Origin of the sequence: Iodobacter violaceini (assembly GCF_011601265.1) — a bacterium.
Lineage (GTDB): Bacteria > Pseudomonadota > Gammaproteobacteria > Burkholderiales > Chitinibacteraceae > Iodobacter > Iodobacter violaceini.
Genome location: NZ_JAAOLX010000005.1, coordinates 23,175 through 43,595 on the forward strand (window position 1 = coordinate 23,175; position 20,421 = coordinate 43,595).

19 protein-coding genes are annotated in these 20,421 nt (G+C 51.3%); 3 read left to right on the plus strand and 16 right to left on the minus strand.

Going from position 1 to position 20,421, the window contains the following annotated elements; genetic code table 11:
* Window positions 1-83: 83 nt before the first annotated feature.
* Both HA050_RS10470 and HA050_RS10475 read right to left on the minus strand, forming a co-directional pair.
* The gene (locus HA050_RS10470) at window positions 84-1,010 is read right to left on the minus strand and encodes an electron transfer flavoprotein subunit alpha/FixB family protein (RefSeq protein WP_166825576.1); all 927 of its coding nucleotides are present in this window, start codon (window positions 1,008-1,010) and stop codon (window positions 84-86) included.
* Window position 1,011: 1 nt separating this feature from the next.
* The gene (locus HA050_RS10475; RefSeq protein WP_166825578.1) at window positions 1,012-1,758 is read right to left on the minus strand and encodes an electron transfer flavoprotein subunit beta/FixA family protein; all 747 of its coding nucleotides are present in this window, start codon (window positions 1,756-1,758) and stop codon (window positions 1,012-1,014) included.
* 283 nt (window positions 1,759-2,041) lie between these two features.
* Here HA050_RS10475 and HA050_RS10480 point away from each other — a divergent pair, with 283 nt between their 5' ends.
* A complete protein-coding gene (locus HA050_RS10480) occupies window positions 2,042-2,998 on the plus strand; it encodes a LysR family transcriptional regulator (RefSeq protein ID WP_166825579.1) in 957 nt (318 codons plus the stop codon).
* Here the strand turns inward: HA050_RS10480 and HA050_RS10485 are convergent.
* The 3 genes from HA050_RS10485 to HA050_RS10495 form a co-directional block, all read right to left on the minus strand.
* Complete coding sequence (locus HA050_RS10485; RefSeq protein WP_166825582.1) at window positions 2,978-3,484, minus strand: redoxin family protein; 507 nt, start codon at window positions 3,482-3,484, stop codon at window positions 2,978-2,980. The genes HA050_RS10480 and HA050_RS10485 overlap by 21 nt on opposite strands.
* Window positions 3,485-3,605: 121 nt before the next feature.
* Window positions 3,606-3,974: a hypothetical protein gene (locus HA050_RS10490; RefSeq protein ID WP_166825584.1), complete on the minus strand. Its 369-nt coding sequence runs from the start codon at window positions 3,972-3,974 to the stop codon at window positions 3,606-3,608.
* Window positions 3,975-4,103: 129 nt separating this feature from the next.
* Window positions 4,104-4,586, minus strand: coding sequence for a GNAT family N-acetyltransferase (locus tag HA050_RS10495; protein ID WP_166825587.1), 483 nt, complete (start codon window positions 4,584-4,586; stop codon window positions 4,104-4,106).
* 156 nt (window positions 4,587-4,742) lie between these two features.
* Here HA050_RS10495 and HA050_RS10500 point away from each other — a divergent pair, with 156 nt between their 5' ends.
* Both HA050_RS10500 and HA050_RS10505 read left to right on the plus strand, forming a co-directional pair.
* Complete coding sequence (locus HA050_RS10500) at window positions 4,743-6,401, plus strand: electron transfer flavoprotein-ubiquinone oxidoreductase (protein ID WP_240929039.1); 1,659 nt, start codon at window positions 4,743-4,745, stop codon at window positions 6,399-6,401.
* Between the two features lie 63 nt (window positions 6,402-6,464).
* Window positions 6,465-7,199 carry a dienelactone hydrolase family protein gene (locus tag HA050_RS10505; protein ID WP_166825589.1) on the plus strand — a complete coding sequence of 245 codons (735 nt, stop codon included), beginning with the start codon at window positions 6,465-6,467 and terminating at the stop codon, window positions 7,197-7,199.
* Window positions 7,200-7,278: 79 nt separating this feature from the next.
* Here HA050_RS10505 and HA050_RS10510 read toward each other — a convergent pair whose 3' ends face one another.
* From HA050_RS10510 to HA050_RS10560, 11 genes are all read right to left on the minus strand, one after another.
* A complete protein-coding gene (locus tag HA050_RS10510; RefSeq protein ID WP_240929048.1) occupies window positions 7,279-7,992 on the minus strand; it encodes a substrate-binding periplasmic protein in 714 nt (237 codons plus the stop codon).
* A gap of 114 nt (window positions 7,993-8,106) precedes the next feature.
* Complete coding sequence (locus tag HA050_RS10515) at window positions 8,107-9,519, minus strand: lipid II flippase MurJ (protein WP_166825595.1); 1,413 nt, start codon at window positions 9,517-9,519, stop codon at window positions 8,107-8,109.
* A gap of 10 nt (window positions 9,520-9,529) precedes the next feature.
* Window positions 9,530-10,351 (minus strand): acyltransferase, encoded by an 822-nt coding sequence (locus tag HA050_RS10520; RefSeq protein ID WP_166825598.1) that lies wholly within the window; start codon window positions 10,349-10,351, stop codon window positions 9,530-9,532.
* Window positions 10,348-11,748: an O-antigen ligase family protein gene (locus tag HA050_RS10525; RefSeq protein WP_205836404.1), complete on the minus strand. Its 1,401-nt coding sequence runs from the start codon at window positions 11,746-11,748 to the stop codon at window positions 10,348-10,350. Before HA050_RS10525 ends, HA050_RS10520 begins: the two co-directional genes overlap by 4 nt.
* The gene (locus tag HA050_RS10530) at window positions 11,748-12,851 is read right to left on the minus strand and encodes a glycosyltransferase family 4 protein (protein WP_166825601.1); all 1,104 of its coding nucleotides are present in this window, start codon (window positions 12,849-12,851) and stop codon (window positions 11,748-11,750) included. Before HA050_RS10530 ends, HA050_RS10525 begins: the two co-directional genes overlap by 1 nt.
* On the minus strand, window positions 12,835-14,094 hold the full coding sequence (locus HA050_RS10535) for a glycosyltransferase family 4 protein (RefSeq protein WP_166825604.1): 1,260 nt from the start codon (window positions 14,092-14,094) through the stop codon (window positions 12,835-12,837). Before HA050_RS10535 ends, HA050_RS10530 begins: the two co-directional genes overlap by 17 nt.
* A complete protein-coding gene (locus tag HA050_RS10540) occupies window positions 14,094-15,383 on the minus strand; it encodes a cellulase family glycosylhydrolase (RefSeq protein WP_166825606.1) in 1,290 nt (429 codons plus the stop codon). The genes HA050_RS10535 and HA050_RS10540 overlap by 1 nt, the downstream gene beginning before the upstream one ends.
* Complete coding sequence (locus HA050_RS10545) at window positions 15,370-16,569, minus strand: glycosyltransferase (protein ID WP_166825609.1); 1,200 nt, start codon at window positions 16,567-16,569, stop codon at window positions 15,370-15,372. The genes HA050_RS10540 and HA050_RS10545 overlap by 14 nt, the downstream gene beginning before the upstream one ends.
* A 9-nt stretch (window positions 16,570-16,578) precedes the next feature.
* Window positions 16,579-18,558 carry an exopolysaccharide transport family protein gene (locus HA050_RS10550; protein WP_166825612.1) on the minus strand — a complete coding sequence of 660 codons (1,980 nt, stop codon included), beginning with the start codon at window positions 18,556-18,558 and terminating at the stop codon, window positions 16,579-16,581.
* Complete coding sequence (locus tag HA050_RS10555) at window positions 18,555-19,328, minus strand: polysaccharide biosynthesis/export family protein (RefSeq protein WP_166825615.1); 774 nt, start codon at window positions 19,326-19,328, stop codon at window positions 18,555-18,557. Before HA050_RS10555 ends, HA050_RS10550 begins: the two co-directional genes overlap by 4 nt.
* 6 nt (window positions 19,329-19,334) lie before the next feature.
* Window positions 19,335-20,249: a glycosyltransferase family 2 protein gene (locus HA050_RS10560; protein ID WP_166825617.1), complete on the minus strand. Its 915-nt coding sequence runs from the start codon at window positions 20,247-20,249 to the stop codon at window positions 19,335-19,337.
* Window positions 20,250-20,421 lie beyond the last annotated feature (172 nt).

Consider the following 20,421-nt stretch of genomic DNA (forward strand, 5'->3'; position numbering starts at 1 on the left):
TCTCTTTTCAATAACGTAGGGCGGATTTGAACCCGCCGTTTTAAATATGTAATACGCTGGCGGCTTGCTCCCGCCCTACACGTTTAAGCCAGCGCTGCAGTCAGCTCAGGCACGGCTTCGAACAGATCGGCAACTAAACCAAAATCTGCAACCTGGAAAATCGCTGCATCAGGGTCCAGGTTAATCGCCACAATCACTTTGCTGTCTTTCATACCGGCTAAATGCTGGGCTGCACCCGATACACCTGCGGCAATATAGAGCTCAGGCGCAACCACCGTACCGGTTTGGCCAACCTGAATATCATTAGGTGCGTAGCCTGCATCCACAGCAGCGCGCGTTGCACCAATGGCAGCGCCCAGCTTAGCCGCCAGCGGATTTAAAATCGCATCAAAACGTGTTTCCAGCGGCCGGCCACCTGTTACCACAACCGAAGCGGAAGCCAGCTCAGGGCGATCACTCACGGTATGCGTGGCAGACACAAAGCGTGCTTGTGTCTGAGCAGCAGGTGCAGCGTGATCCACAATATTTGCAGCGGGGCCATTGCCTGCGGCATCAAAGCTGCTTGCCCGCACGGTTAAAACTTGCACCGCATCGCTGCTTTCTACCGTAGTGAGCACACTACCGGCATAAGTCGGGCGGATATAAGTCGCTGGTGCACTGATACTGATCACATCAGAAATCATGGCGACATCAAGCAGCGCGGCCACGCGTGGCAGGGCATTTTTTGCAGCGGCTGAATGCGGCGCTAAAATCACCTGATACTTTGGTGCCAAATCAAGCAGCAGCGCAGCCACATCTTCGGCCAGCACATGCGCCAGTGCAGGTGCATCCACACGAATCACTTCGCTGACACCAGCAATGGCTGCGGCTTCGGCCGTTACCGCATCAATACTATGCCCCAGCACCACCAGATGCACAGGCGCATTCCATGCCGCCGCAGCCGTCACGGCCTGGCGGGTGGCTTTTTTAATTTGCTTGCCGTCGTGTTCGGCCAGAATCAATACAGTCATTTCAGATCGCCCCTGCTTCACGCAACTTGCTGACTAATTCAGCCACATTTGCAACTTTAATACCGGCTTTACGCTCTGCTGGCTCAGCAGCTTTAAGCAGCTTTAAGCGCGGCTCAGCATTGATGCCCAGATCACTGGCAGCAATGGTTTCAATTGGTTTTTTCTTCGCCATCATCAAATTAGGCAGCTTCACAAAGCGCGGCTCGTTCAGGCGTAAATCTGCAGTAATCACCGCTGGCAATTTAAGCGCCACAGTCTCTGTACCGCCATCGATTTCACGCACTACAACTGCTTCGCCATCCGCTACGGTAATACTGGAAGCAAACGCGCCCTGGCCTGCATTCATCAAGGCTGCCAGCATCTGGCCAGTTTGACCTGCATCGTCATCAATCGCCTGCTTGCCTAAAATCACGAGGCCTGGCTGTTCTTTATCAACAATTGCTTTTAATAATTTGGCCACGCCCAGCGGCTGCAGCTCAAGATCGCTCTCAAGCAGGATCACCCGGTCTGCGCCCATCGCTAAGGCATGGCGTAAAACGTCCTGACATGCGGCAGTGCCAATGGTCACGGCCACAATTTCTGTAACCACACCGCGCTCTTTCAGGCGCAATGCTTCTTCTACGGCAATTTCGTCGAAGGGATTGATGCTCATCTTAACGCCAGCAATATCCACATCCGAGCCATCAGCCTTAATCCGTGGCCTGATGTTGTAATCCACTACACGCTTAACCGCGACGAGAACCTTCATAAACCCCTCCTATTTGCCGCACATTGTAGGGCAAGGTAGAATATCTGGTAAATACCAATCTTTGATAAAGATATTCCATTTTCCAGATATACATGCTTTAAAGGCATGTATTATAAACAAAGCAAAAATCTTAAGACACTGACAACACTGCGAAAAAAGCCGGGAAAAACACTTCTCTGGCCGCAAAACGAGTGGCATTAAGCTTTTAAACCCACTATTTGCCTGTGTTTCACGTGCCTGCAGATCTTTTAAGATTTTAACGCCGCAAATCGCCAGATACCCCATGAACTACACCCTCAGACAGCTCGAAGTATTTACCGCCGTGGCCCGTGCAGAGAATGTGTCCCGTGCGGCGGAGCATTTAGGCATGAGCCAGTCGGCCACCAGCACCTCGCTCACCGAATTTGAGCGGCAGTTTCAGATCAAACTCTTTGACCGGATAGGTAAAAAATTACAACTGAACGAGCTGGGCCACAAAATTTTACCGCGCGCCATCGAGCTGCTTGATCGCGCCCGTGAGATTGAAGCTTTGTTTGAGGGCAAAGAAGGCCTGGGGCCGATGCGTATCGGGGCAACGCTGACCATCGGCAATTACCTTGCCACACTCTTGATCGGCGAATTTATGCAAAACCACCCCGGCTGCCGTATCGATCTGGACGTACACAACACCGCCAATATTGTTAAAAAAGTTGCAGAATTCGAGCTGGACTTTGGCCTGATTGAGGGCGATTGCTCGCATCCTGATTTAGCGGCGCAATCCTGGGTGGCAGACGAGCTGGTGATTTTTGCCGCGCCAGATCACCCGCTCAGCCATCAGTCTGTTGTGACACTGGATGATCTGGTGGCCACGCCGTGGATTGCCCGTGAAACCGGATCTGGCACACGGCAAACCTTTGAGCACGGCATGCGCCATGTTTTATCCCAGCTTAATATCCGCCTGGCGCTGGAGCATACCGAGGCAATTAAACGCGCAGTGGAATCCGGCATGGGCATTGCCTGTATTTCACGCCTGGCTTTAAAAGAAGCTTTCCGGCGCGGCAGCCTGGTTGAAATTCCCGTAGCGGGATTAGATTTTAAGCGGCAATTTCACTTTATCTGGCACAAGCAAAAATACATCACACCGGGCATGGCGCTGTTTATTGAGCGCTGCAAGGAAGTGGCTGCGGGGGTGACAAGCAGTGATCAGATTGTGCTGCGCCAGCCCATAATCACAGCACCATCATGGCCGCTCCAGCAATAAAGCATTAAGCGCGGCTTCAATTTTTTGTGCCTGAGCATCACCCTGATGCGTCTCCCCCACAAAACGCTGACGAATCACACCGCGCTTATCAACCAGATAAAAGCTTGGCCAATATTGATTATTCAGGGCTTTCCAATAAGCAAAATCATTATCGATCATAACGGGATGCTTAAAACCAAACTCTGCCGCCTTTGCGGCCACAGCAGCAGGCGCCCGCTCCCGATCAAACTCCGGGGAATGAATGCCCACTACTTTCAGCCCCTTGCCGGCAAAACGCGCAGATAAATCGTTGAGCCAGGGAAAGGAGCGATAGCAATTCCAGCACTCAAACGTCCAGATATCGAGCAGCAGCACCGAGCCTTTAAAATCAGCTGCTTTGAGCGGCGGGCTGTTAATCCAAGCCGCGGGGCTGCGCTGCGTAAACTCCGGCAGGGCCGGCTCTGCATAGCAATAAGAACAAAACAGTAAAACCCATAAATAGCGCATGACCCATGCTCCTAAAAAGAATCAGAAGCACTTTAGTCGCGCACCGTTTATTTGTCTGACACGGCGGATGAAATTTCATCAGGGCTAAGACCAGCCCTCTTTAAAACACAGAATAAAAAAACTACTTTCTTTGCTGTGCATCGATGTCCGCCAAAGACTCTGCGCCCTTAGCTGTAATCTCATAGCCTACTGCGCCTTCAATCGAGCTGATATGAGATTTCTTAAGCAAAAACTCTTTAACATTTGCATCCAGCAGCGCAATTGGATTGGCTGCAATTTTGCGTAAACCATCGATGCAATGCTTCATAAACAGCGTTTGCGTGCCTCTTTCGGTGATTTTCATAATGCCGTTACGGCCATAATCTACATATTTCAGACCCGAAAGAAGCTTGGCGTGTTTCAACACCAAAGGGCTAAGCCTTTTGCTTTTTATGCCACGGCTTACTTCTTTAAGCGCTTCAAATTCGTCGTCTGTTAATCCAGCATTCATATTGTTATCCTGCCTGTAAGGCTTAAGGGCGGCCATGGTACGCGCCCTTAGTCTGTTGCGTAAACGATTAGCTGATATGACACAGCACTCACCTGAACCCAGATCACTGAAGTGATGCAACTTCAGTCATTACACTAACTTTAGCTGCATCATCAACGCGTGGCCCAGCTTGGGATTGAGCTCATAATTTACAAAACCCACCGTCTTATAAAGCGAATAAGCAGGCGTATTGCCTTCCAGTACTTCTAAGGTCACTTTGCAACAAGCCAGGTCACGCGCAATCTCGATCACCTTAGCCATCATCCGCTTAGAAATCCCCTGCCCCCGATAATCAGGATGCACCGCAAAATCATGAATATTAAGCAGCGGCTGGCAGGCAAAGGTTGAAAAGCCTTCAATACAAATCGCCAGGCCCGCAGGTGCGCCATCGCTAAACGCCAGCACGATATGTACCGTGCTGCGTTTTTTTAATTCGGCAATTAAATTGGTCTGAGCAAAAGGCAACAAAGCCTGATGGCCCCCCATAGGATCAAGCGCATATTGATTTAATAAATACACCACAGCCTCGGCATGCTGCGGATGAGATAAATCAGCCTGAATGATTTCCAGCATACAATCTCCTTTATTAATGACAAAGAGTTTGCCACTTAGTTTGACGCTAAGCAAAGCGCCGCCGCTCAACAAGACTTCGCCTTGTGCGATAATGCGCGCCCTGTTGCAGGGAAAACGCCCTGCCATATGATCAATACAATGCAACAAGGAACACCCATGCAAGCAATCACCCGCGATGTGATGGAATACGATGTTTTGATTGTGGGCGCTGGCCCGGCTGGCTTATCGGCGGCGATTCGCATTAAGCAATTAGCGGCCAAAGCAAACCAGGAAATCAGCGTCTGTATTCTGGAAAAAGGCGCAGAGGTTGGCGCGCATATTCTGAGCGGCGCGGTGATTGATCCGATTGCACTGGATGAGCTGATTCCGGATTGGAAAGCACTGGGTGCGCCGCTTAAAACACCGGTCACAGACGATCGCTTTATGTTGCTGGATGAAGATCAGGCTTTCCGCATTCCCAACCCGCTGCTGCCCCCCCTGATGAACAACCATGGCGCGTATATCGTCAGTCTGGGCAATGTTTGCCGCTGGCTGGCGGAACAAGCCGAAGGTCTGGGTGTAGAAATCTATCCCGGCTTTACCGCCGCCGATGTGCTTTACCACGAAAACGGCGCAGTAAAAGGTGTGGTCACAGGCGATATGGGCCTGGATAAAGCGGGTAAGCAAAAAGCTGATTTTGCCGCCGGCATGGAGCTGCACGCTAAATACACGCTGATCGGCGAAGGTGTGCGTGGCTCGCTGACTAAGGCACTGGAAGCACAATTTAATTTGCGCGATCACGCCGATACACAAAAATACGGCATCGGCTTTAAAGAACTGTGGCAAGTTGCGCCCGGCCAGCACAAGCCTGGCCTTGTCAGCCATTCACAGGGCTGGCCGCTGGATAACAGCACTGGCGGCGGCTCTTATATTTATCACTTAGAAGACAACCTGGTAGCCGTTGGTTTTGTGGTGCATCTGAACTATAGCAATCCGCACCTCAGCCCCTTTGATGAATTTCAGCGCTTTAAAACCCATCCAAGTATTCGCGGCCTGTTTGAAGGCGGCAAACGCCTGAGCTACGGCGCAAGGGCCATTTCTGAAGGTGGCCTGCAATCGGTTCCTGAGCTGACATTCCCCGGCGGCGCGCTGATCGGCTGTGCGGCGGGCTTTTTAAATGTGCCGCGCATCAAGGGCACGCACAATGCCATGAAGAGCGGCATGCTGGCGGCCGAGTCGGTTGTTGAAGCGCTGGCCGCAGGCCGCAGCAGCGATGAGCTGCTTGCCTATCCGGCAGCGATTAAAGCCTCATGGGTTTGGCAGGATCTAGACAAGGTCAGAAATATCAAACCAGCCTTGTCAAAATTCGGCAATATTTTTGGTTCAATGTACGGTGGTTTCGAGATGTGGCTGGCCAGCTTTGGCGTGCGCCTGCCCTGGACATTCAGTCATAAAAAACCAGACCACGCCTGCCTGAAGCCTGCGAATGAATGTACACCGATTAACTATCCCAAACCGGATGGCAAGGTGAGCTTTGATAAGCTGTCGTCGCTTTATATCTCAAACGTGAACCACGAAGAAAACCAGCCCTGCCATTTGCGCCTGGCCGATTCAAGCCTTGCAATCAGCGTTAACTTAAAAGAATACAACTCCCCCGAAAGCCGCTACTGCCCGGCGGGTGTGTATGAAATCATCAAAAGCGACAGCGGCCCGCGCCTGCAAATTAACGCGCAAAACTGCATTCACTGCAAAACTTGCGATATCAAAGACCCCATGCAAAACATCACATGGGTTACACCAGAAGGCGGCGGCGGACCAAATTATCCGAATATGTAATAGCCTATGAAAACGCTGGTCTGCAGACCTTTTTAGTTTTTATTATTACGCTCAGGAAAAACCATGATTATTCAGAAACACATTGTCGATCTGCCCACACCAACCGGCATCATGCGTACCTATGTGCATCGTCCTGAAGGCGATAAAGCCTACCCGACGATTTTGCTTTATTCAGAAATTTTTCAGCAGACCGGCCCGATCGAGCGTTCGGCACGGCTGATGGCCGGGCATGGCTATGCGGTTGTCGTGCCGGAGATTTTTCATGAGCTGAACCCTGCCGGCACAGTACTGGCTTACGATCAGGCGGGCAGCGATAAGGGCAATAGCGATAAAGCCAATAAACCGGCAGAAGGCTATGACAGTGATAACGAGGCCGTGATTGCATGGCTGGCCAATCAGCCATGGTGCAACGGGCAAATTGGTGCGATGGGCTTTTGCATTGGCGGCCATCTGGCGTTTCGCGCCGCTTTGCAGCCCCAGGTTAAAGCCACGGCCTGCTTTTATGCAACGGATCTGCATACCAGCGTGATTCCAAACCAGCCAGGCCAGCACAGTATGGACAGACTGGCGGATATTTCTGGCGAGCTGATGATGTTTTGGGGCAAACAAGACCCGCATATCCCTGCAGCGGGGCGCGCCTTGGTTTATCAAAAAATGAGCGGGGCCGGGCTTAATTTCAGCTGGCACGAAGTCAACGGACAACACGCTTTTATGCGCGATGAAGGCTTACGCTACGATGCGCAATTAGCCATGCGGGGCTATCAGCTGGCTCTGGATTTATTTGGCCGCTGTCTGTAAGCGCTTTCGCAGAAACTCAATCCAATATGCACACAATAAAAAAGGCAGGTAAAAACCTGCCTTTTTTATTTATCTCAATTTAATCAATCGTTTCAGGAATTATTTTTTTAAGCTTAGCATCCGCAATCGATTGATTAAACAATTGTAAATACTTAAGCATATTCATATTCTTTGCAAACCCCAGATATAAAGTATCTTTTACCAGGGGATGTTTTAAAATCACAAATTGCGCTTTATTGGCTTTTAGCTCCGGATCTGCATCCACTATACTATCAAGACCAAGCTGGCCGCTTCCAACTAATGCGCAATCAATACGGCCATAAAGTAGTTTTTTTAATCTGACGGCGGGCACTGCGCTCGTATCTGCGCTTAGCATTTTTGTTGCTGCAGCTTGATCAAACGCCTCTCCATAGCTTGCGCCCAAATGAATCCCCACCACCTTACCCTTTAAATCTTCAATTTTGCTAAAAGGGAATTCACGCCCCTTTTTCACTACAATATTGATATTGTCGTCAAATATTGGATCAGAATAATCAAACAAACTCAGCCGTGCTGACGTTTTAGATAAACCAATCACCCCGCCCCGCCCCTGAGTGGCAAATTCATAAGCCCTTCGCCATGAAGTATGCTCAATTTCTAGTTTAGTGCCCGTTATTTTTGCATGATGCAGCAGGAGCTGATACAAAATCCCGGCTGATTGCCCCTCCTTATCTTTATAAATCACAGGAAAATAACTATCATCCGCATAAATCAGCGGCTCGCCTGCACATACATAAAATGGCAATAACAGCATTAGTAGCAGTAATTTCACAATAGCCTCGCACTCAAACTTTCACTAAACATATATAGCCCCCTCTGCCTGCTCTTTGGGCGCTGAGAATATCAGCATAGTGTTTGGCCCTGATTTTTATACCCCTGTCTTGCCCAGTTTCTTTTTTAAATGGTAAGCACCTGAAACAAACAGCAGCAATGCGCTGAACGCCCCCACCGCCAGCTGAGCCATTCGCCCCTGCACAGCCCATGCAAATGCGGCTAGTGCGCACAATAAAAGCGCGAGTGCAGCCCATTTCAGAATATCCCTCAGCAGGGCCGGGTTAATATTTCGGCACAGCATCCATGCCGTACTTAATACCCCGCCCATCACCGCACAGGCCATCCCCCATATCCCCAAAAAACAGGGTAACCCCAGTAAAAGCGCAGACTGCACAGCACTTCCGCTCAGCTCGCAAATTAAAGGTGTACGGGTATCTGCTGCGGCGTAGTAATAACGGGCAAGCAGCGCATTCCATGCACCAAATACAATGGATACCGCAAATAAAGCCAGTAAGACAGGCAGTGGCCCCTGTGCTAAACCATGCGGCAGAAGTAAACCGACTAATGCAGGCGCGGTTGCAATTAAGCCCACCGCGGCAGGCAGGGTTAATAAGGTGCAGAGCAGCAGGCCAGTATCGAGCATTTTTCGCCTGCCCATACGCCCTTCGCCACTCATTTTCCCCAGCAAAACCTGGTTTAAGCTCATCAGGGCAATCAGCGGAATATTGACCAGCTTACGTGCCAGATTAAGAAGCGTAATCGAGCCATCGCCCAAAAAAGACGCCACCAGCCGTTCGAGCAGGGTCAGGCCCTGGCTGGCGACACTGCTGCTCAACAGCGGCCAGAGCTGCCGCCACACGGAGATAGTTTGGCCACGCGGCGCAGCATACCAGGGCCGCCAGCCCATACGCCAGACCGGAGGCAAAAGTGGCAGCAGCATCAGGAGGCTGCCCAGAATAAAACACTGGGCCAGCGTAAGCGGATCGGCCGCTTGTTTTGCTAAGCCCAGATAAATGACAACCGGCAAATTAAACAAGAAGGAGCCCAGCCCCGGCAGCACAAAGCGGCTGTTGGCCTGCATGGGGATCGTAAAGACCGCCTGCAAAAATAAGCCCGGTATCACCCATGCCAGACAGCGCAAAGACTGAGTGGCCTGCAAGGCATCTGCAGCGGATAAACCCAGCCCGATTATTTTCACCAGATAAGGCGCGCCCAGCGTGATCCCCAGCGCCAGCGCCAGAGCCAGCCATAAAAAATGCCTGACCTGCCCTGCCAGCCAGTAAGGCTGAGCAGAAGCAGGCTGAGCCTGCCAGAGCGGCAAAGCAGCGGCAGACAATAAGCCGCCAGCCAGCATGGTACGCAGAGCCTCGGGCAAAAATAACGCAACCAGATAAGCATCTGTCCGCGCCCCAGCGCCCCAATCGGCCACCAGCAACCATTCACGGGCAAAGCCCAGAATAAGGCCAGCCAGCGTGGCTAAGGTCAGAAAAACCGTATTATTGAGCATCACAACACATCTAGTAGAACAGCGTAAACAGGCCTTTGCCGCCCACTTTATAAGTTAAATCATGCGGGCGCTCGCCCATCACCTTTGCCCCCGAGCCACCCACAATTTTGTACGGGGCAATTTCCTTACTGACCAGCGTATTGGCCGTGACCACCGCCCCCCGCCCAATGCGCGCGCCATGGCCAATCAAAGCACCCGTGGCGATCCATGCGTAATCTTCGATATAAATAGGGGCGGACACCGACCAGAACTCGGGCGCGCTTAAATCATGGCTGCCCGCAATAATTTTGGCATGAGAGGCCACCGCCACATGATCCCCGATAATCAGCCCGGCCCGCGCATCAATCTGGCAATGCCATGCGATGCAGCTATCGTCCCCAATCACCAGGTTTTCTACGCCTAAAATCTCGGTAGTACGCCATACAGCCGAGCCTTTGCCAATTTTGGCACCGCCCAGACGCAGCCAGGCCAGACGCAAATGGTGGCTGGGAATTTTATTAATCAGAATGTTGTAGCACTGCTCCCATGCGCGCAGCCAGCGATCTTTCAATGTGGGCCAGTTAATGCCGTAGCAGGGAACCAGCGTGGTAGGAATTTCATCCCGCAGCAGGGCATAAAAACGCCGCGCCAAAGGGTGAGTAATCCGCGATTCAATATTTACCGAGCAGATCGATACGCGCGGATGAGCCTCATCACCTTCTTCAAAAGCAACATCATTGGCCAGCATCCAGTGGTAGCTGTCTGCCAGCTCACTCTGCGTAACACCCAGCTTCTGCGCGTAATCTTCAAGGCGTGCCTGCAGTGCGGTGGAGTGATAAATCCGATGTTTCATACTTCTGTTTTCCTATAAGGCTCATCGCAGAGCAGTGGATCATGCGCCTGGCGCAAGCTTCGTGCAGATTGAAGATTAATTGCCATTACCAGCCAAAAAAGCGCAATCAGGACCATGGTAAAACTGTAGTAATGATCAAATAAACCCGTCAGCAAAGCCGCAAGCAGCCCTGCCCCCGAACCAATCCAGATGCCCCGCTCCTGGCTCATCTCACGAAAAGAAGTACGTGGCCTGCATTCGCGCCACCATGCCGTGGTCACGGCAATAAACAGCAGCATGCCGGGGATGCCCAGCTTGTAAATAAAGTTGAGCCACAAATTAGAAATGCCGAGCAGATTGGTCCCGGGCGGCGGGGGATCAACCTTAAAACCAATCCCAAGCGGAAAACGCGCCATGGCCTCCGGAAAACGCCGGTATTCATCCATACGGATTTCTGTACTGGCATTACTACTGGAAAAAGTCGTCGCCAGCCGCGCTTGCAATGGCGGATAAAACAGAACCAAAGCCACACCAAGAGCCAGCGCCACCCCCATGACGCGCCCGGCATAGGGAACACGGTAAGAAGCCAGCCCCATCAACACCAGAGCAAGGCTGACAATAGCCCCGCGCGAGCTGCTGAATAACAGCCCTGCAGCCCCCAGCAGCACCACACTAAAGCCCAGCAATCTGCGCCAGCCCTGCTGCATCAGTGCATAAAAAAAGGCCAGCGGCAGAAACAATACCAGCACGCCACCAGTTAAATTTGGGTGCACCCACGGGGAGGCCATGCGGGAAAAATTAGCCGAGAAAATATCTTTCACGGCTTCCGGGTGGGCATATTTCAGCTTTTCTAAAATCACAATAAACGTATTGGCATCGTGATCTTTTAAAAACATCCCCACTGATAACAAAAGCATCACTAAAGTGCCCAGCAGCAGGGAAACAATCAGCTGATCACGGCGCAAACCGTTATCAACCAAAACAGGAAAAAGCAGTAGGAGCGATAAATTTAATAACCAGCGCGCCCAATTCACAGGGCCATTGCCTTCTGCGCCCCCCATCATGAACTGGCCGGCTAAAAATGGCAGCGCACTGTAAAACATGAGGTAACGTAAGCGCTGCTCTGTTTTGCCAAGCGGCCAGGCCAGCCGTCCCTGCATCATTTGCCAGAAAACGCCCAGCCACACCATGCCTAATACCGCCTCTGAAATCGTGACACGTATGCCGATATTCACCGTGGTATAGGGAATAAACGTCGCCACAAAACCAAACAAAATCAGCCCCATAAAGGGAAACCTGAGCACATTCAGCGCCAGGACCAGTGCCACAATGGCGGCAAGCATCACGGCTGCCGAAGAGAAAGCCAGAAGCACCGAAAAAAACACAGCACAGAGCAAAGCAAGTAACACCCCCGCCATTACAGCCCCGCCCGCAAAGCCGCCAGCAATACTCCCAAGCGCTCACAATATGAAGGCATGGCATAGCGCGCGGCCCATTTCTGCCCTGATGAATCTTTTGCCTGCGGGCTGAGCGCCAGACCCCGCATCAGCGCTTGTAATGCAGCACCATCATAAGGAGAAAAACGCGGCGAGCCCGGCGGGGCGATTTCATCCAGCGCCGAGCCTTCAGCCACAGCAACCGGCGCGCCCTGCGCAAGCGCCTCAATCACCGGCAGGCCAAAGCCTTCGGCAAGTGATGGCTGCCAAAGACAAGCCGTATGGGCATAGAGCGCCAGTAATTGAGCTTCGCTCACCCCTGATACGCAGATCAGCCCATCCAGACCACGCAGGGCCAAAGGTAAATCTGCCTGGCTGCCGACCAAAACAAGTGCTGGCACCCTGCTGTGTTGCTGACGAACTGCCTGCCATGCGGCCACAAACCAGGGAATATTTTTTCGCGGCTCACGCGTGCCTACCACCAGCCAGTATTGCGCCGGAATGCCCACGGGTAAGCATGATGGCGCGGCAGGGCGTACCGCAGGCACCGCATTAGGCAGCACCGCAATTCTGGCCGCCGCCTGCGGAAACAATCTGGCCACTTCTGATGCGGTAAACCCTGAGGGTGTCCAGACTGCATCGGCCAGCGCCACCGAGCGACTTATTCCAAAGCGATCAATCTGCCGGTACACCATCGCTTTTAAGCGGCTGCCATGATGGTTATCCATTGTCAGCTGAAACACATCATGCAGCAGCAAAACATAACGGGTATCCGGCGGGGTTTGCCAAAAAGGCAGGCCGGTATTCGCCGTTGCGATATAAACATCCGGCTTATTGTCTTTAATCGCCTGCGGCAAAAAGCCAAGCTCAAACTTCACGCGCTCACGCGGGCGGTGCAGGCCATTAACGGGGCTTGCCGATGCAGGGCAATGCGCAATCTGGCGATGAGGATGCTCCAGAGGCGCGGCAGTAAAGCGCTGCACTTCGCCAAAAGTTTGCAATGCCTGCTCCAGCGCCAGCACCTGCCGGGCAATCCCCGAATAAGGCGCAGCCGTTACCGGGCGATAATCAATTCCGATCCGCATGTTTTACTTTTTGGTAGAGGGTTTCAAGTTGGCTGGCACTGATTTGCCAATCATTATTCTGACAAGCATAAAGACGGCCTGCCTCGGCCATTTCACGGGCGGCCTCGCCCTGATTTAATAGCCGGATCACAGCCAAAGCCAGCTCAGCCGCCGTCTGCCCTGCCCAATAATGTTGCCCTGGCTGCAGCGCCAGCCCAGAAACACCCTGTGGCGTACTCACCAGAGGCAGCCCGGCAGCCAGCGCTTCCAGCACCTTCAGTTTTGATCCGCCCCCTTCACGCAGTGGCGCTAAAAAAAGCGCTGATTTTTGCTGCTCCAGCGTTAAATCAGGCACAAAGCCACACCATTCGATTCTTGAATCCGGCCAGCGGGTGCGCCAGGCATCCGGCATGGCGTAGCCGCAAATAACAAAACGCGCATCGGGTAGTGCCGCCCATACTTCGGGCATAATTTCATCCAGGCTCCAGGCCACGGCATCCCGGTTGGGTGGATATTCAAAGTTGCCAATAAATAATATTCGCTGGCTGTTTAAATCAGGCCATACATGGGCAAATGCCGCGGTATCCACGCCATTGATCACCACATCCACCGCCCGCTGGCTGATTTCTGCGAGCCGCTGTGCGTCTTCTGCCGTTACCGCCGCAACACAGCAAGCTGCGCTCAGCACCCGTTTTTCCCAAAGCCGGTAACGCCACTGATCAAAGCAGATAAAGGGCCGCATCCAGACGGGCATTTGCTGATAAGTCGCCGCCCCAAGCGACGATTCCACATTGTGCTCAGTCAGTAAAAACGGCTGTTTTCTGGCTTGCAGCTGGCGTAAAAACGGCTGCATCCCATAGCTGTGCTCTATCTGAACCACATCCCAGCTTCCCTCTGACAGCGCAGCAAACACGCGCTCCAGCCTGGGGGAAAAGCCATTCACACTGGCAAGTAAGGGACAGGGGGCAAATGCTGCCGCAGCCAGGGTAAGCGGATGCGTTAAAGGCCTGCGGGGCAGAACAATTAAGCGATCAACAATGCGCTCAATCTGAGCCTTCACCTCAGGCGTAAGCTGCTCTTTACTTTGCACCAGCAGGGTAATGCGGTGCCCGCGATTAGCCAGCGCACGCAATAAATGATACTGGCGCAGCTTGCCGCCGCTGGTGGTGGGCCATGGTAAATATGGCAGCGTCCAGAGAATATTTAATGAGCAATGCGGTGAAGCCAGCAAAGCAGCGGTCAGACTGTCGGATGAAGAAGCCATCAGCGCCATTCCAGAATTTGCAGTTGACGCGTCACCGCAAGGGTTGAAGACTTCAGAGGGGTTTTAAGCCCGCTTAAAGGCTGATGCAGCGTGATCTCACCCGATATAGCCAGCTCCAGCTTGCCGGGCTGATTTGCCCAGAACATCCAGAGATGCGTGCCATCAGGCTTTTTCCAGGCCACGCTATAAAGGCCATCCAGCGTCGCTTTGTAAACAGGGGAATCGTCGGGTAAAAGCCTGGGGCCGGTGATATTTAAAAAACGCGCCAGAGCCGTATATGCAGGCTTGGGTTTACCCTGCAGATTTAAAAGCCCGTAGCTTCGGTCCCGAACCCCGGCCCGGCTGTCCAGATCAGACAAAGCAAATAAAAAAATGCGATCAAAATCAGCCACACTCATCAGCACCAGGCGGCGCAAGAGATAATCCGCCTGCCCCGCCTCGCCAATAATATTTTGCTCTTCCTCAGGCCCGGCATAGCTGGACCAGCCCCACTCCGTTGCCCAGATTCCCGGTACTTTCATGGTGCGTAAACGCTGGTTTATTTCTTTTGTGCGCAAAATAAAATCCCGCGCTTTAACTTCATCGCCTTCCGGCGCCTGGCTATAGGGGTGATAAGCGACAACGGCCCCTAAGCCTAAAGCCCCCATTTTGCCCAGCTCTTCCAGCATCAGCCCTTTCCTGACCGGCATCTGGCTGTAATACGCCATCCCTGCCATCACCACGGGTTTGCCAGGTGCCACCTGCTTTAATACCCGCACAGAAGACTGTAACAGCCTGCCGTAATCGGCCGCATTTTCTGCGGGCTGCCAAAAACTTGGTAAATTAGGCTCGTTCCAAATCTGCCATGCATCTACCGATGGATAGCGGTGCGCCAGCATCCCCATACGCTTGGCAAAGACTTCATTGTCTTTTGGCGGATACTGGTCTTTATTACTGGCCGAAGCAGGCGCACTGCTGGCAAAGGGCGCGGAGCCCACTAAGTAAAAAACAGATTTAAGCTGCTTCTCTTTTAATGCATCAACCACATGATCGATAGGCTTGAATAAGTATTCATTCTCTTTGGCTTCATGCCTGTCCCAGTGCAAATCGACGCGGGTCCACTCCAGCCCCAAATCACGTAAGCGATCCATTTGCTGCGCCGCCTGCTGCGGGCTGAACCATAAAAAATGTGCATTAACCCCTAAAAAGTCACGCCAGACCAGGGGTTTTGAGGCCACCAGCTTTGTCTCTGCCCCAAAAGCCGGGCCAGCAAGTAAGGCCGCAAACAAGCAGCAATTAATGAAGCGCATTGGGTTTACCCTGAATCAGGCTTGCAAATAGTTTTCTGAATTGCTTTGCAATATTAGGCCAGCGGCGCGCCATGCCCAGCGCCTCAGCGCCCTTGCCTCTTTCCTGCAACAAAGCAGGCTGATCCAATAGTTGCAAGAGCTGTGCCGCCAAAGCAGCCTGATTGCCCTGAGGATAAACAGCCCCGTTACCAAAAGAGACTTCTTCAGCAAAGGCGCGCGCATCAGAGCTGATAACACTGCGCCCACAAGCCGCCGCCCAGGATAACACGCCGCTTGTGCCACGCATCTGCCCCAGAAAAGTCAGCTTTTTTGATTCCTGGTAAGGCAAAATCAAGACATGGTGCGCTTGAATTAAGGGAACGATTTCTGCTGTTGGCACATCAGGCTGCCAGCGCACCATATGCGCTGGTAATCCGGCCGCTTTTAACCGCGTTTTTAATTCATCCAGATAAGAAGACCCATTTGCAAAAGTCATTTCAGGCGCAGTGCCCCCGGCAAGAGTCAGCTCCAGCCTGGCCTCAGGGCGCTTGGCAATAAGTATGGCCAGCGCGGCGATTAAATCTTCAATGCCTTTCCCCCGATAAATAAACCCGAAATACAGCAGTTTTAAAGCGCCTTTCGCAGGCAAAGGCGGCAAGGGCCATGCAGGCACAATCTGATTACCATGAGCAATTTTCAGCACCTTGCCTTCAGGCAAACGCATTCTTTGCGCTAAACAACGCGCACCCAAATCAGTGAGTGTAATTAAGGATGCTAACTTTGCAGCAAGGCGGCGCTCGCGCGCCAGCGTCCACGGATCACATAAAAGAACCAGCATCTGATAAGCACGACGCGGCAGATGCTTACTCAGGGCATTGGGCCAGCCAGGCGGTCGCCAGATTAAGCGCTCCGGATCATGCACCGTTGCACTTAAAGGCAATAGCGGGTGATGCCGGGCCAGCCATTCCAGCGCTAAAAACTCACCATTTCGCCCGCCACCCAGCTCGGCGTGGACTAAATCCACATCCCGCCAGTTTATTTTTTTCATTTGCAAATCAACTAGCTGAGCCGTGTGCCCGAGGCGTTTATTTTTAAATGGCAAACTCATCTCTAAGCCTTCCTGGCTTAAAGCGTTTTGGAATGCATCGGCATAATCTGCAATCCCACTTTGCTCTGGCGGCAAGGGGGCAATCAGAGCTATTCGCATAAAGCCCTCTTAACGAGAAATGCGGCTGAGTAATCCGGAAGAAATCTCAAACTGCCGGCGATTAATAATAATGCCGTCTACTTTTTTAAATGCCGTATTCAAAATAGACAGGGTGTTTTCAACCACAGGCACGGTAGATTGCCTTGCCTCAACCACCAGTAAAATTATATCGGCCTGTTTAAGCCGCACAAAAGCCGCCTGATTACTTAATAAAGCCGATGCATCAATCAAAACAATCTCACCAGGGCAGGCACATTCATCATCTGCAAGGCGATTTGGAATACCCCGCTCGCTCAGAATGCGCTGAAACTGGCCGATCAGATAACCCACCCCTTCCCCGTGCCGGGAAGACGTGATTCCAATATTCAGTCCTTTTTCTTTCAGTACAGCTAAGGGCAGCTGGCTGTACAGCCGGTAAATACTTGCTTCAAAAGAGGCGGATAAAGCAGCGGAAGCGCCTGCTTTCTGCTCCATCACCGTAGTCCATAATGGCACGCCAAAATGATGTTTTACCCTGCCGCCATCATGAATACGCTGATCTGATAAATAACAGATATAAATAACAAATAAACCCACCGCACAACCCGCTGGCAACGCCATTAAAAGCATCATTAAGCTTTTAGGAAAAACCCGGGCGGATGAAAAAGTAGCTTGTTCAATTACGGCAATATTACTAATCCGGCTATTATCTAATGCTCTGTCAATACGTGCTTTTTCAAGGCTGTCGATATAAAGCCGGTAATTTTTCTCTGCCACAGATAAATCACGCTCTAAATCTGATAAGGCCGGGTCTATAGATAAAATCCGCTGTCTTTCATTTTTAAGCTTAGCCAACTCGCCGTCATAAGCAATCATTTGCGCTTTTAATTCGCTCACCCGCGTATCACGCTCCAATGCGGAGCGCTTGAGCATGGTGACTAATTCATTAGGAACCCGATTTTCGGATCGCTGAATCGTTTCTTTTTCTTCGGCAATACGCTCTTTAAGCGCGCTGATGCTGCGATTAAGCTCCAGAATCGGAGGAGCCTGATCCTGATAATTTTTTAATTTATCCAGGCGCTCTATCATCAGGCCACTTAATTTAAGTTTTAAATCCTGCTGAGTGGGGTTTAAACTTAATTCACGCTCTTTACTCACCTCCTGCGGTAAATCACCCGCATTACGGCCCGCACTCAGAATACCGCTTGCCAGCCCCTGCTGCTGGGCATAGGCCTCTGCCCGCTGCGCAGCAACCTTATTAATACGATCACTCAGGCTTTCCAGCTTTTCCTTGCTGCTCATGCCATCAATATCTTTTAATTTTTCTGCAATTTTTGCCTTATTCGCCGCAATTTGCCCGGCAATACGCTGGCTTTCCCGCTCATAAAAACCGTAAAGGCTGTCATTAGCCAGTTTTTTTCCACGCTCTGTCTGATAAACCTCTATCCATTTATTGACTACCCGCTGCGCAATCAGCGGATCATCCCAGGTAATGCTGATTTCCATCACCGAAGAGCCCGCTTCATGCGTAACCACAAATTGTTTTTCTAATTTACTGGCTAAACGATCCAAAGGCGTTTGCGCCTCTGATAGCCCGATAAAAACTAAAACAGAGCGCACACCATCAAGAATGCCGGTCACACCTTTTTTGATATAAAACTTAATCAGCTTCCAGCCGTTTTTTTCAGAATAATCACTGACTTCATTTAAATAATATTCAGCCACCTGCCGGATAACCGGCCGGCCGGTGAGCATTTTTTCTTCATCAAGAACAGGATCACGCTGCGTGCCTGGGGCGGGCATGGTTTGCCTGTCGCTGTACTCAATAGGCACCGTACTCATTACCCTGCCAGGCTTTACAAGCAATCTGGATTCCGAAACATAGCGTGAAGGTAAAAGAAAAGCCCCCAGTACAATTAAAATAACCGTTGCAATCAGCGCCCAGCGAAACTCTCTTTTAAAAATAAAGAAAAGCCGGAGAATATCCCGGAATGTGCGAATTTCTATCATGGCAAAGTCACTGTGGTGGATGAGCCCGTGGTTTTATTCAAATCGTAACTAAACCCAATCCCAATCCCCTTGGAAAAAGGAATTAACTGATTGAAATATAAATCCACGCCCTCAATCGCATTGCCAAGTGCAGATTTAGGCACAAAGACAATATCCCCTCTTTGCAGCATCACGCCACGGTGCTGGGACTTAGCCTGTAAAAACTGGCTGAAATCAGTGAAATAAACCTGGTAAAGCCCCGCAGCATCCATCCTGAGTAAAGCAATATGCTCACTGTCTGCGGTGGGTAATACACCGCCTGCGCCAATAATGGCCTGCTCAATACTCGCGGCTGCAGTTAATTCAAAAGCAGAAGGATTACGCACTGCTCCGCCAACAAAGACACGATTTCCCGGAGCAATCGCGATATTCACGGTGACTTTCGGGTAGCGATAAATTGCAGCCAGTTTTTCACTGATCTCTGTAGCCACTTCTTCAGGGCTGCGCTGTGCGGCTTGAACTAAGCCCACAAAAGGATAAGAAAAAGAGCCATCCGGCCGGACAAAAAATAAAACCATTTCATCTTTTTCAGCAGGCGTTTGTGCATCCCTCACAATTCTGAGGGTATCCCCATTCATAATTCGGGTCATTGGCGCAGGTAATTGGCTGATGTTATGCAACTCAATCCTGCGCTCGTCCAGCACACTTTGCTCAGGCAACAGCAAGCTGCCGGGTGTGGAACAAGCGCTCAGGCAAAATATAAGCAGGCAGAGTACGGCGCTATTTTTCATCGCTCGTTATTTCCAGTAAGCCGCAAACATGCCAATGTGGCGTTTTACAAAACGGGGCAGATATTTTTCCAGATGCCCTAAGCGATACCCCGCCAGCTTGCACACCACACGGAGCATCACTTCAGGATGGCGCCAGCGCTGACCGGCACGGGATAAAGCCTGCAGCTCTGAAGCAAGAAAACGCCGCCCTTCACTGCCCGCTTTGCCAAACAGATCGCCTATCCATGATTCGCGGCCATAAAAAACGCCAATATCAAAATAGCGCCGAAATTCCTGCAATAAGGTGTAGTGGTGGGAATGGAAGACCTCGGCAGAGGCCTCATAACGAATACACCAATTCTGTAATAGCATTTTCCCCGCCACATAAGCGTCTTCGGTGCCAATAATGTCTGCAGGAAAGCCACCAACGGCATCCAGCGCCGTATTGCGGTATGCGGCAAAGGCATCTGAACTAAAACACGTTTTAATCCCTAATTCTGGCGCATCACTAAAGCGCTTGGTCCGGCTTTGCTCCGGATAATTAAAGCTGCGGGAATGCCCCTCCAAAACACCCGCGCCTGAGCGGGGCAATTGGCGGCCATATGCTGCGGCAATGGAGTCATTGGCCAGAATGGCATCCCGCAAATTTTGCAATGCCTGCGGATTAGCCGGTATAGCATCCTGGGTCATGTAAATAACAATATCGGCTTTAATTTGCTGACGCGCCCATTCACGTGTGCCGCCGTGATTAAAATATTTTGCATCAATTATTTTTACCATAGCGCCCGCAGCAGCAAACCTGGCCACCGAATCATCAGAAGATTCACTATCAACAACCAGCCACTCATCCACTTTTAGTGTTTGCTCAGCCAGTGCAGGTAATAACTGATCCAAATAAGGCCCGGCATTACGAACAGGCAAAATAAGCGCGGTACGAACCATGACATTTATTCCCGCATATTAGACACAAAAAAACATGACGCTATCCTTTACTCCGCACCAATTCATTTAAATAAAATCAATCCAAAGCAAACAATTATTTAATATTCAAACAGCCAATTAAAGCAATTAAATATATGACCGCTAATGTAGCAAAAAGCCCATAAACTAAAAA